Below are 12,423 nucleotides of genomic sequence, written 5' to 3'. Positions count from 1 at the left end.
TCCCTTCATGCCAATCGCTAGTGAGACTTTGTATGTCAACCCGCCCTGACGCTCCCGAGACACCTTCCCAACAAACCCTTCCACCGCAACCCCTGCTGGAAGATGAGGCGCTAGACCGCCTGGATGAATTCCTCGATTCCGATAAGGTCGATGAAGATGCCCTCGACCTGATTTCTGCCCATGGCTTCATGCTGGCACTGGCCGTGGCGCCCAGTGAATTGCCCGCCGAACAGTGGCTTGTGGAGTTGTTTCAGGGCGAACCGCGCTACCAGGATGATGCCGAGCGCGATGATATCATCATGCTGCTTTCCAGCCTGCGCCGCAACGCCATGGCAGTGCTCGAACAGGGTGGCCTCCTGAGTTGCCTTTCGAGCTGACCCTGGGCGGATTAAGCGCGGAGGAAACCCCAATTGGCGACTGGTGCGCGGGCTTTATGGAAGGCGTCTTCTGCGATGAAGCTACCTGGTTCGCTGAGGACGAAGAAGCCGCTGCCACCCTGTTACTACCTTTTATGCTACTTTCCGGGCTGTTTGAAGACGAGCCGGATATGGCGGAACTGGCAGGCGATATTGAACGCCAGGAAGCGCTGGTCGCCCAACTTCCTGAACTAGTGCTAGATCTTTACCTGCATTACCGGGTACCGCCTGAACCCATCAAACCCTCTCCTCGCGGTAAACAGCCCCGCGGCAAACGCCAGCGGCGCTCTTAAAGGCCGTGATTGGTGATTGGTGAGTGGTGAGTGGTGAATCAACGCTTCAATGAGCGGTGCACATAAAGGTCATAGCGGCTGGTTTTGCCTTCAATCACATGCTGCGGCGCTGGCCCTTCAATCGGCGGTGCCTTGCGTGGCCGCTTGACCACCACCCTATGGGTGGCGGTCTCCAGCGCGGCTTCCAGCAAACGGGGCGCATCGTGATCGTCACCGGCCAGTTCGCGAAACAGACGCATTTCCTTTTTGACCAGCGCTGACTTTTCGCGATGGGGAAACATAGGATCCAGGTGCACCACCTGAGGGGCAAACCCAGCCTGGGCCACTAGAGTGGCCAGCGCTTGGGTAGCATCTCCCGTATAAAGCCGCATTCTGGCGGCAATCTCAGCGGTTTCCTGATCACACCGGGCCCGGTTCAGGCCATCTTCCAGCAGGGCGGCAATCGCCGGAACGCGTTCAATCATCAACACCTCAGCCCCCAGGCTGGCCAGCACAAAGGCATCGCGGCCAAGCCCGGCGGTGGCATCCACGACACTAGGCGTAATGCCTCCCGCTAACCCACAGGCTCTGGCAATCAGCTGGCCTCGGCCACCGCCAAACTGACGACGATGAGCGACCTTGCCAGCGGTAAAATCCACCCTTAGCGGTTTGCCAAAGCGCTTTTCATCCCCCACCAACACCATGCCTTCACTGCCCAGCTCAAGCGCCAGTCCTGGGGGCAGTGCAATGCTTGCCAGCGTCATGCCGGCTTTTTCCACGCCACATCATTACGCAGGTAGATCGGCTGTACCTGCCAGGCGAGCTGGCCCAGCCCTGCGGCAAAATCGTCAGCAGCCAGCCAGGCCATCTCCTCGGCCCTGGGTTCAAGGTCATCCAGATGCTGCAGCATGGCGGCCTGAACGTCGGCTGGAAACGTCTCCCAAAACGTAAAGCCTGAACCAACGCCGACCCATTCAACCTGATCATTGGGCAGACGCAAATGCTCAGGGGCTAGCACTGCTTCATCGCTCAGCGGCGTCAGCTTGCCTTTCACACACTGCCAACTGGCACAGTAGATTTCGCCCATACGCGCATCCAGTGCGGTTACCAGATGCTGCAGATGAAAGCGGCGATGCGCCTGTAACGCCAGCGCCGCCAGGGTCGACACCCCCAACAAGGGACGATCAAGCCCGTAGGCCAAGCCTTGCGCCGTGCCCGCGGCAATACGCAAGCCCGTGAAGGAACCCGGGCCACGCCCAAAGGCAACCGCATCCAGCTGGGTGGGGGCAAGGCCCGCCTCTGCCAGCACCTCGTTGACCATCGGCATCAGGCGCCGGGTATGCGCGCGGGGGTCATTTCAAAACGCGCCAGGCAGGTCGTTTGCTCGGCATCACGGCGTAAAAGGGCAGCAGAACAGGCGCTGGAAGACGCATCCAGTGCCAGCAGAGTTAACGACATAGCAGGGTCACTCTTATCGGTATCATTCAGGGGTCAATGGCGTCAGCCATGGACGCTAAAAGCCATAATGGCTGCATTATAGCGCCCGTGCCCCCTACGACGATGGCCCGCACAAGGCGGGCCATCAAAAAAGACGAGAGGCAAGCTGTCACGTCATTTATTACGCCTGTTAGGCCAGCGCTTCTTTCACCTGACGGGTAATGTCATCCACGCTGCCCACGCCTTCCACGCGGTGGTAGGCCGGTGCGGCGGCTGGGTCTTCCTTGGCCCACTGCTGGTAGTAATCCACTAGAGGTGCGGTCTGCTCGTGGTAGACGGCCAGGCGGTTGCGCACCGTGTTTTCCTGGTCATCCTCACGCTGGATCAGGGCTTCACCGGTAACATCATCCTTGCCCGTTTCCTTGGGCGGATTGTAGTCCACATGATAGACGCGGCCAGATGCCGGGTGGACGCGACGGCCTGCCAGGCGGTTGACGATCTCTTCATCCGGCACAGCAATTTCCAGCACATGATCAAGCTTGACGCCCGCCTCTTTCATGGCATCCGCCTGGGGGATAGTGCGGGGGAAACCATCAAACAGAAAGCCGTTCTCGCAATCCGGCTGGCTAATGCGCTCCTTGACCAGATCAATAATGATGTCATCAGACACCAGACCGCCGGTATTCATGATCTCCTTGACCTTGAGGCCCAGCTCGCTGCCGTTCTTGATTGCTGCCCGCAGCATATCACCGGTAGAAATCTGCGGAATATTGTATTGCTCACAGATAAATTGAGCCTGAGTCCCCTTGCCTGCGCCCGGGGCGCCTAACAGGATCAAACGCATGGAATTGCTCCTTTTTCGTTAAAAACACTGTCAATCAAGACGGTTTCAATTAAAACGCATTTAAGAAAAGCGTTATCAAATAAATATGGAAAGAAAGCCCAACCCAAAAATTTAATGATCGACAATACCTGCGCCTCACTGACGGCACAACTCCCCTAAAGGCTCAGACGATCTTTTTCTTGCTATTTTAATAGGTAAAACAGTCAGGTAGAGCTTGTTGCACTTTGGTCGCCAGGTCAATATCACCGCTCGCTGGCCGCGCCTGATAAAACCGGTTGCAGTTAAAAACGGCGCCCTAGGGCGCCGTTGTGCAATCAAGCCAAAGCTCACCAAGCCGAACTTACTAAAGCAGCAAGCGGCGAATATCCGTTAACGCATCCGCCAGGAAGGCGGTGAAGCGCGCCGCATCGGCGCCATTAATCGCCCTGTGATCATAGGAAAGCGATAGCGGCATCATTAAGCGTGGCTGGAAGGCTGAGCCATCCCAGACTGGCTTCATCTGCGCCTTGGAAACCCCAAGAATCGCCACCTCTGGCGCGTTGACAATCGGCGTGAAGGCCGTGCCACCAATCGAACCAAGGCTTGAAATAGTAAAGCAACCGCCGGTCATTTCATCGCGTTTGAGCTTCTTGGTCTGAGCCTTCTTGCCAAGCTCCGCCATTTCCTTGGCAATCTCAATCAGCGATTTCTGATCGGCGTTACGCACCACCGGCACCATCAGGCCATCCGGGGTATCCACGGCAATCCCGATGTGAGCATACTTTTTCCAAACCAGGGTTTCGCCATCGCCTTTCAGGCTGACATTAAACTGAGGGAATTTCTTCAGGGCAAAAGCACAGGCCTTGACCATGAAGGGCAGCGGCGTCAGCTTGGCACCCTGTGCTTCCGCTTCCGCTTTCATCGCCTTACGGAAGGCTTCCAGCTCAGTGATATCCGCTTCATCAAACTGAGTGACGTGAGGCACGTTCAGCCAGCTGCGATGCAGATTGGTCGCACCCATTTTGAGCAGGCGGCCCATCGGCTTTTCTTCCACTTCGCCAAACTGACTGAAGTCAACTTCTGGAATCGGCGGAATGCCTGCTCCACCAGCGCCAGCCGCCGGTGCCGCACTTGGCTTGGCACTGGGCGGGTGGGCCAGCGCCTGCTTGACGTAGTTCTGCACGTCTTCTTTCAGCACGCGCTCTTTCGGGCCGGTGGGCTTGACCAAGCCAAGATCCACACCCAGCTCACGGGCCAGCATCCGCACAGCCGGACCAGCATGCACCAGCTTGGCATCACGCGGCTTTTGCGCGGCCACCTGGGCTTCCGGGCTGGGCGTGCCACCGGCGGCAGGAGCCTTAGCCGCGGCAGGGGCTTGCGGGGCCTCTTTGGCGGGTGCTGAGGTAGCAGCGCCTGGGGCGCCAGCCACTTCGATATAGCCGATCACATCGCCTTCGGAGACCGTGTCGCCTTCTTTTACGGTCAGTTCAAGCAACTTGCCCTTGTAGGGGCTGGGCACATCCATGGAGGCCTTGTCAGACTCCAGGGTGATCAGGGCATCTTCTTCGTTGACCTCATCACCGGCAGCTACGCCAATTTCGATAATCGGCACATCCGCCGAGCCGGACAGATCCGGTACGCGGATTTCCTTGCGCTCCGGTGCGCCACCGCTTGATGCTTCAGGTGCGGCCTGCTGTGGCGCAGCAGAGGCCGGTTCGGCAGCAGGCTGTGCGTCACTGGAAGCAGGCGCGCTGTCGCCGCCATCACTGCCACCGGCAATTTCCATCTGGCCGATCACATCGCCTTCGGAGACGGTATCGCCTTCCTTGACGGTCAATGCAATCAGCCTGCCACTATGGGGGCTGGGCACATCCATGGAGGCCTTGTCAGACTCCAGGGTAATCAGGGTATCTTCAGCGTTGACCTCATCGCCGGCGCTGACGGCCACCTCAATGATTTCAACATTATCCGAACCACCCAGATCGGGTACCTTGATGTCAACAGTCTGCTTGCCACCCGCAGCGGGTGCAGCCGCCTTGGGGGCTTCACTGGCGGGCGCGGCAGCAGGTTCAGGTGCTGACTCTGCAGGCGCAGCACTCTCTGTGCTATCGCCACCGCCTTCGGCTTCAATTTCAACGATGGCGTCACCTTCGGAAACAGTGTCGCCTTCCTTGACCAGCACCTTGATAACCTTACCGCCCTTGGGGGCGGGCACATCCATGCTGGCTTTGTCGGATTCCAGGGTGATCAGGGTGTCTTCCGCTTCGATAACGTCGCCTTCTGACACCGCAATCTCGATGATTTCAACATCGGTGTCACCACCGATATCGGGGACTTTGATGATTTCGCTACTCAAGGTCGCGCTCCTTTAAAATCGGATCAAGCCGGCGAGCAAGACCCGCCGGGCTGCGGATCAGCTGGTCAGCGGGTTGGGTTTGTTAGGGTCAATGCCGTATTTCTTCAAGGCTTCGCCAACATGCTTGCGCTTGATATCGCCACGGTCAGCAAGCGCCTTCAGTGCCGCCACAACCACAAAGTAACGATCCACCTCAAAGAAGTAACGCAGCTTTTCACGGGTATCTGAGCGACCAAAACCATCAGTACCCAATACGCTGTAATCCGTCGGCACCCAGGCGCGCACCTGATCGGCGTATAGCTTCATGTAGTCAGTGGAGGCAATCGCCGGGCCATCGCGGCCTTCCAGACATTGAGTAATGTGCGGTTTGGGCGCTTCGTCATCCGGGTTGAGGAACGCTTCGCGGTCTAACAGCAAGGCTTCACGGCGCAGCTCGTTAAAGCTCGGCACACTCCAGATATCCGCCGCAATGCCCCAATCCTTTTCAAGCAGTTCAGCACCGGCCTCCACTTCACGCAAAATGGTGCCGGAGCCGAGCAGCTGAACGCGGCCTTTGTCACCCTGGGTTTCACGCAGCAGGTACATGCCCTTGATGATGTCATCCGCGGGCACTTCGTCCAGCGCAGGATGCTCGTAGTTCTCGTTCATCACCGTCAGGTAGTAGAAGCAGTTTTCCTTATCGACAAACATCCGCTTCAGGCCATTCTGCATGATCACCGCGACTTCATGGGCGTAAGTCGGGTCATAGCTTCTGCAGTTGGGGATGGTGGACGCCTGAATCAGGCTGTGGCCGTCCTGGTGCTGCAGGCCTTCGCCGTTGAGCGTGGTACGTCCGGCGGTGCCGCCGATCATGAAGCCACGCGCCTGCATATCGCCAGCGGCCCATGCCAGATCGCCGATGCGCTGGAAGCCAAACATCGAATAGTAGACATAGAACGGCAGCAGCGGCAGGCTGTGGTTGGCGTAAGAGGTGGCGGCAGCAATCCAAGCGGACATGGCACCGGCCTCGGAAATACCCTCCTCAAGAATCTGGCCTTTCTGATCCTCGCGGTAGAACATGATCTGGCCTTTATCGACCGGCTCATATTTCTGCCCTTCAGAGGTATAGATACCCAGCTGACGGAACATACCTTCCATGCCGAAAGTACGCGCTTCGTCAGGCACAATCGGCACGACCTGGCTACCGATATTCTTGTCCTTGACCAAGCCATTGAGCACGCGCACAAACGCCATGGTGGTGGACACTTCACGGCCCTTGGAACCGCCCATCTGGGAGGCAAAGGCCTTGTCATCCAGCCCCGGAATCGCCAGTGGCTCGAAATCATGGCGGCGCTGGGGCAAGAAGCCACCCAGGCGCTCACGCTGCAGGTGCATGTACTTGAGCTCGGGCGAATCATCGTCCGGCTTGTAGTAAGGCACGTCTTTGAGCTGCTCGTCAGTCAGCGGAATGCCAAAGCGGTCACGGAAGGTCTTGAGCGCTTCGTACTCCATGCTCTTGACCTGGTGGGCTTCGTTGGCAGCTTCGCCGTCGCCGCTGCCCATGCCATATCCCTTGACGGTGTGAGCCAGGATGACCGTCGGCTTGCCATTGGCGTTATTGACCGCCTCGTGATAGGCCGCGTACACCTTGAAGGGGTCATGGCCGCCGCGGTTGAGCTTCCAGATGTCATCATCAGACATATCCTTGACCATGGCTTCGGTCTCAGGATATTTGCCAAAGAAATGCTCACGGGTATAGTTGCCGCCATTGGCCTTGTAATTCTGGTATTCGCCGTCAACGGCTTCATCCATGCGTTTTTGCAGGATGCCTTTCTTGTCCTGCTCGAACAGCGGATCCCAGTGACGCCCCCAGACAACCTTGAGCACGTTCCAGCCAGCGCCACGGAAGACGCCTTCCAGTTCATCAATGATCCGCCCGTTGCCACGGACAGGGCCGTCAAGGCGCTGCAGGTTACAGTTGATCACGAAAATCAGGTTATCCAGGTTTTCGCGGCCAGCCAGGGAAATCGCCCCGAGAGATTCCGGTTCATCACACTCACCGTCACCCATGAAGCACCAAATCTTGCGATCCTGCATGTCCTTCATTTCGCGGGAGTGGAGATACTTCATCACATGGGCCTGATAAATGGCCATCAGCGGCCCCAAGCCCATGGATACCGTCGGGAACTGCCAGAAATCTGGCATCAACCAGGGGTGCGGGTAGGACGACAGGCCATCGCCATCGACTTCCTGGCGGAAGCGATCCATCTGCTCTTCAGAGAGGCGACCCAGCAGGTAAGCGCGAGCATAAACGCCTGGGGCAACGTGGCCTTGGATATACACCAGATCACCGTCAAAATCGCCCTCAGGGCCACGGAAGAAATGGTTGAAGCCTACATCGTAAAGGGTAGCCGATGACATGAAGCTGGCAATATGGCCACCCAGGCCCGGTTTGGCACGGTTATTGCGAATGACCTGAGCAATGGCGTTATAGCGCACCATGGAACGGATACGGCGTTCCATGAACAGATCGCCCGGCATAGGGGCTTCGCGATGAACCGGAATGGTGTTGCGGTGCGGAGTCGTCACCGAAAAGGGCACCTTCATACCATCCCGGCGCATGCGATCCGCCAAGCGAGTCATCAGGTGCCGGGCACGTTCTTCACCCTCACGATCCAACACCGATTCCAGGGAATCAAGCCACTCCTGGGTTTCGAGCGGATCGAGATCTTCTTTGTCTCCAGACTCATTGAGGTCTCTCCGAATGACGATAAATGACAAATGCCCCGCAAACCGAAATGGGGCCTGAACTGTCCTGACAATCAGCGGCTCTGCAATAAAGGCACCGACTTAACAGTTCAATATAGACCCTGATGCAGCGGCAATGCCACTGATTCAGGAAGAACAGCAAAATGTAGTAAAGCTACTAATATGAATTTGAAATTAGCTTTTCGTATAGCAGAAGATACCGCAAAGTCATCACACTGCCAATTCTGAATCTTGGTAAAACCGTACCAAAAACAGCATAATGCACTGCAGCACAAACAAAAGATTACAGAACCCATTGTGCTGCATCATTTTTTTGGATGTAGTTAAACTACCGTTTTATTACGCGTTTTTAACTACCTGGATGCTAATCACGGCTTAATCATCGAGATATTGGAAAAAATAGGCCCAGTCGAAGGCTGGCCCAGGGTCACTCTTGCGAAGGGGGCCACCTTGGAATGACTGGTAATCCGGGAAAGGTCGAGTTGAGGATGGTGAACCAGCAAATCACCTACCAAGCTGGCCAGCGTCGCGTACTGCGCCTGGGTAAAAGGCGTTTCGTCATCGCCTTCAAGCTCTATACCGACAGAAAAATCATTCAGCGCCAGCCGCCACTGTTCACAGCGCGTATCCCACCAGCGCGAACGACCTGCATGCCAGGCGCGGCGCTCGGTCTCCACAAACTGCACGCATTCACCGTCGCGGCGAATCAAAAAGTGGGCTGACACTCTCAAATGGGCAATGCCGGTAAAGTACGGGTGCGCCTGGGTATCCAACTGGTTGGTAAACAGCGCCTCAATGGCATCGCCGCCAAACTGACCCGGCGGCAGGCTGATGGCATGCAAAACGATCAGGGATACTTCCCCATCAGGGCGCTCATCGGCATTTGGCGATGGCACCCAACGGCTGACTGGCTTTAAGGGAGCGCGTTGATCTGAAAACTCCGGCATTTGTTGCAGACTCCATTCTGTTAGACATGACAATGACGTTCAGGGATCTAATTCACTATACTGGTCGCCAGACCATTAACGCCAAGGGAATTGACACTGCCATGCACTACTACACTGCCCTCGCTGAAGAAATCCGCGCCAATGCTGCCCACCTGCTGGCAGAAGATGTTGGCCCAGGCGATATGACGGCACAGCTGATTCCTGATTCACAGTGGGCCAAGGCCAATGTAATCACTCGCGAGCCTGCTGTTTTGTGCGGGGTTGCCTGGGTGGATGAAATTTTTCGCCGCCTGGATAGCCGCGTTATTCTGCACTGGCAGGCGGCTGACGGTAACCGCCTGGAAGCAGATCAGACCTTTCTGACCTTGGAAGGCCCAGCCCGCAGCTTACTGACCGGTGAGCGCGCTGCATTGAATGTGCTGCAAACGCTTTCGGCAACGGCAACGGCCACTCGGCGCTATGTGGATTTACTCGCCGGAACGGATACGCGCCTGCTTGATACGCGCAAAACCCTGCCCAATATGCGCCTGGCACAGAAGTACGCCGTGACCTGCGGAGGCGGTCATAACCACCGCATCGGGCTTTGGGATGCTTTTCTGATCAAGGAAAACCATATCGCTGCCTGTGGTGGCATTGGCGCTGCAGTGAAAGAGGCCCGCAAACTGGCCAGCGACCTGCCCCTGGAAGTCGAGGTGGAAACCTTTGCTGAGCTTGATGCCGCATTGGAAGCCGGTGCCGATACCATTATGCTGGATAATTTCTCGCTGGAAGAGCTACGCGAAGCGGTCAAGCGCACAGCAGGACGTGCCACCCTGGAAGCCTCAGGCAACGTCGACGCCACCACGCTCAGGGCGATTGCTGACACCGGCGTTAACTGCATTTCCAGCGGCGCACTGACCAAGGACATAAAAGCCATTGATCTGTCGATGCGAATTACAGAGACCTATAGTGAGTCGTGAATAATTAAGGCCTGTTGACGTTTCATCACGAACCGCGTTGCTGCACCAACAGGCCCTAATGGTGACCCCCACCCCGGCAAAAAGTGTACCGCACCTTCCGATGCAGGAATGAAAAGAGCAAGTTTTTTAAATACCCTTTCAAAACGCCACCGCCCCCGCAACGAGACGCTGCGGGGGCGGTAGTAACCTCTGAACAGCTATTTATTCAATCAGCCTTCAGTTGTTTCTGCTTCAGCATTAAAAGCAGCCTTTTCTTCTTCCGTGATTTCCTTGATGGTCAACTTGACGCGATTACGGTTGTCAATATCGAGCACCTTGACGATCACATCATCCCCTTCGTTGAGGAAGTCACGTACATTATTGACGCGCTCCGGCACGATCTGGGAAATATGCACCAGACCGTCGGTACCCGGCATGATATTGACAAAGGCACCAAAGTCAGCGATACGCACTACCTTGCCCATGTACAGCTTGCCGATTTCCGCTTCAGCGGTAATCGCCAGCACGGTATCGATGGCTTTCTTGGCGGCCGCCTTGTCTTCTGCGTAAATACGCACGGTGCCGTCGTCGTCCAGATCCACCGATGCGCCGGTATCATCACAGATCTTACGGATGGTCGCGCCACCTTTACCGATCACATCACGGATCTTGTCGGGTGAAATCTTGATAGTCGCCATGGAAGGCGCGTTATCCGACACGTCCGAACGGCTCTGGCCAATAATCGTATTCATCTGGCCAAGGATATTCAGACGCGCCTTGTTGGCTTGCTGCAGGGCCACTTCCATGATTTCTTCGTTAATGCCTTCGATCTTGATGTCCATCTGCAGGGCGGTGACACCCTCTTCAGAACCGGCCACTTTGAAGTCCATATCACCCAGATGATCTTCGTCACCGAGGATATCGGTCAGCACAGCAAAACCGTCATCATCCTTGACCAGCCCCATGGCGATACCCGCTACCGGCGCTTTCAGCGGCACACCAGCATCCATCAATGCCAGAGAAGCGCCGCACACTGACGCCATCGAACTTGATCCGTTGGATTCAGTAATTTCAGATACCACGCGAATGGTATAGGGAAGGCATCTTCAGCAGGCAGCATGGCTTCAACACCGCGTCGTGCCAGACGGCCGTGGCCAATCTCGCGGCGCTTGGGGCCACCCATAAAGCCAGCTTCGCCCACGCAATAGGGAGGGAAGTTGTAGTGCAGCATAAAGCGGTCCTTACGCTCGCCTTCCAGCGACTCAATCAGCTGGGAGTCGCGCAAGGTGCCCAGGGTCGCAATCGCAATTGCCTGGGTTTCACCGCGGGTAAACACAGCAGAACCGTGGGTTTTGGGCAACACGCCAACTTCGATATCCAACGGACGCACCGTCTGGTTATCACGGCCATCAATGCGCGCTTCGCCCTTGATCACCCGTGAACGCACGATGCGCTTTTCGATACCAGCGAAGGCGCCTTTGACTTCATCCTTGCTGAACTTGCCGTCAGTTTCTTCACCTTCAGCGGCGACAAGCTGTGCAACTGCCTCGTCCTTCAGGGCTGACAAGGCATCCTGACGCTGCATTTTGTCGGTGATCCGGTAGGCGTCGCCAATCTTGGCTTCAAACGCTTCGGCCACGGCGGTTTTCAGCGCGACGTTTTCTTCAACCGGCTGCCATTCCCAGCGCGGCTTACCGGCTTCTGCTACCAGCTCATTGATCGCCTGGATAGCCACCTGCATTTCCTGATGACCGTAAAGGACGGCACCAAGCATTTCATCTTCAAGCAGTTCCTTGGCTTCGGATTCCACCATCAGCACGGCTTTTTCAGTACCGGCCACGACCATATCCAGCTCTGAGGTAGTCAATTCTTCAACCGTGGGGTTGAGGAAATAACCTTTTTCCTCGTTAAAGCCCACTCGTGCCGCGCCAATCGGGCCATTGAAGGGCACACCCGCAATCGACAGCGCCGCCGAGGTACCGATCAGGGCTGCAATATCCGGGTCGTGGTTGCGATCCGTCGACAAGACAGTACAGATCACCTGCACTTCATTCATGAAGCCTTTGGGAAACAGCGGGCGAATGGGGCGATCGATCAGGCGGGAGGTCAGGGTTTCCTTCTCTGTTGGGCGCCCTTCACGCTTGAAGAAGCCACCGGGAATCTTGCCTACCGCATAGGTCTTTTCCTGGTAATGAACCGACAGCGGGAAGAAGGGTTGAGCCGGATTGGCTTCTCTCTTGGCGACCACCGTACACAGGACGACGGTATCATCCATGGTGACCATAACAGCGCCAGTAGCCTGGCGGGCAATACGCCCAGTTTCGAGCGTGACGGTGCTACGACCGTATTGAAACGTTTTCTTTACCGGATTCACGGCGACTTCCTTTAACATTAAATATCTACTTGTCTTTTCGCTTGGTCGTTTTGACTCGCCACTATTCTAGGCGCTGGCGCGCTTCAGGGCTACCACAAACAAAAAACGGGCA

At 56.4% G+C, this 12,423-nt stretch carries 5 protein-coding genes and 4 pseudogenes; 2 read left to right on the top strand and 7 right to left on the bottom strand.

The window, feature by feature from the left end; genetic code table 11:
• Positions 1-32 precede the first annotated feature (32 nt).
• Positions 33-709: pseudogene (locus HLB35_RS08820) on the top strand (YecA/YgfB family protein).
• Between the two features lie 38 nt (positions 710-747).
• Here HLB35_RS08820 and HLB35_RS08815 read toward each other — a convergent pair.
• The 6 genes and pseudogenes from HLB35_RS08815 to ampD all read right to left on the bottom strand — a co-directional run bounded on the left by HLB35_RS08815 (position 748) and on the right by ampD (position 8,999).
• Positions 748-1,452, bottom strand: coding sequence for a class I SAM-dependent methyltransferase (locus HLB35_RS08815; RefSeq protein ID WP_171702481.1), 705 nt, complete (start codon positions 1,450-1,452; stop codon positions 748-750).
• A pseudogene (gene tsaB, locus HLB35_RS08810) lies at positions 1,449-2,146 on the bottom strand (tRNA (adenosine(37)-N6)-threonylcarbamoyltransferase complex dimerization subunit type 1 TsaB). Before tsaB ends, HLB35_RS08815 begins: the two are co-directional and overlap by 4 nt.
• Before the next feature lie 169 nt (positions 2,147-2,315).
• The gene (adk, locus tag HLB35_RS08805) at positions 2,316-2,969 is read right to left on the bottom strand and encodes an adenylate kinase (RefSeq protein ID WP_171702306.1); all 654 of its coding nucleotides are present in this window, start codon (positions 2,967-2,969) and stop codon (positions 2,316-2,318) included.
• Between the two features lie 343 nt (positions 2,970-3,312).
• A complete protein-coding gene (aceF, locus tag HLB35_RS08800) occupies positions 3,313-5,304 on the bottom strand; it encodes a pyruvate dehydrogenase complex dihydrolipoyllysine-residue acetyltransferase (protein ID WP_171702305.1) in 1,992 nt (663 codons plus the stop codon).
• 57 nt (positions 5,305-5,361) lie between these two features.
• Positions 5,362-8,064: a pyruvate dehydrogenase (acetyl-transferring), homodimeric type gene (aceE, locus tag HLB35_RS08795; protein WP_216601460.1), complete on the bottom strand. Its 2,703-nt coding sequence runs from the start codon at positions 8,062-8,064 to the stop codon at positions 5,362-5,364.
• 363 nt (positions 8,065-8,427) lie between these two features.
• Positions 8,428-8,999: pseudogene (gene ampD / locus HLB35_RS08790) on the bottom strand (1,6-anhydro-N-acetylmuramyl-L-alanine amidase AmpD).
• Positions 9,000-9,100: 101 nt separating this feature from the next.
• Here ampD and nadC point away from each other — a divergent pair.
• Entirely contained in the window at positions 9,101-9,958 is an 858-nt protein-coding gene (gene nadC / locus HLB35_RS08785) for a carboxylating nicotinate-nucleotide diphosphorylase (RefSeq protein WP_171702304.1), read from the top strand.
• Between the two features lie 209 nt (positions 9,959-10,167).
• Here nadC and pnp read toward each other — a convergent pair.
• Positions 10,168-12,329: pseudogene (gene pnp, locus HLB35_RS08780) on the bottom strand (polyribonucleotide nucleotidyltransferase).
• Positions 12,330-12,423 lie beyond the last annotated feature (94 nt).

The sequence above is a fragment of the Vreelandella azerica genome (genome assembly GCF_013112225.1).
Taxonomy (GTDB): domain Bacteria; phylum Pseudomonadota; class Gammaproteobacteria; order Pseudomonadales; family Halomonadaceae; genus Vreelandella; species Vreelandella azerica.
The sequence above is the reverse complement of the archived record's forward strand: the minus strand, read 5'-3'. Positions and strand labels throughout refer to the sequence as shown.

What these genes read in the sequence shown, in the direction of transcription:
- HLB35_RS08815 (WP_171702481.1), bottom strand. Translation starts at nt 1,452, where the DNA reads ATGACGCTGGCAAGCATTGCACTGCCCCCAGGACTGGCGCTTGAGCTG.
- adk (WP_171702306.1), bottom strand. Translation starts at nt 2,969, where the DNA reads ATGCGTTTGATCCTGTTAGGCGCCCCGGGCGCAGGCAAGGGGACTCAG.
- nadC (WP_171702304.1), top strand. Translation starts at nt 9,101, where the DNA reads ATGCACTACTACACTGCCCTCGCTGAAGAAATCCGCGCCAATGCTGCC.